This window comes from Variovorax sp. RTB1 (assembly GCF_035018765.1).
Classification (GTDB): Bacteria; Pseudomonadota; Gammaproteobacteria; order Burkholderiales; family Burkholderiaceae_C; genus Variovorax.
The window spans coordinates 1-284 of sequence record NZ_JASJXG010000135.1; the positions used below are offsets into that span (position 1 = coordinate 1).

1 protein-coding gene is annotated in these 284 nt (G+C 61.3%); it reads right to left on the reverse strand.

Going from position 1 to position 284, the window contains the following annotated elements:
• Positions 1-73: 73 nt before the first annotated feature.
• Positions 74-284: nucleotidyltransferase family protein (locus QN397_RS26680; protein WP_323499661.1), on the reverse strand; the 211-nt coding region annotated here is incomplete at its 5' end.

Here is a 284-nt window from a genome sequence, read left to right on the forward strand (position 1 = left end):
GCAACTCGCCAGTCAAGCCACCACGGTGGCGGCCTGACTTAAACCAATCAGCCTCCACGAATCCCGGGGCGATTCAGTGCACGCCAGCCTGATTCGTCACCTCCCAGCGCACTTCTGGCATCGCTGAGCAAAGCCGCTTCTCCAACTCGACATCGTTCTCCGGCTCAGCGTCCGCGTCGAAGTAGACGAGGTCCATGTCTTCCACAACCGTACGGCGCTCAAAGCCGTGCAGAGCATCCCAAACCAATGAGCGGACAGCGCCTGCGCCGATGCACCACGACTGC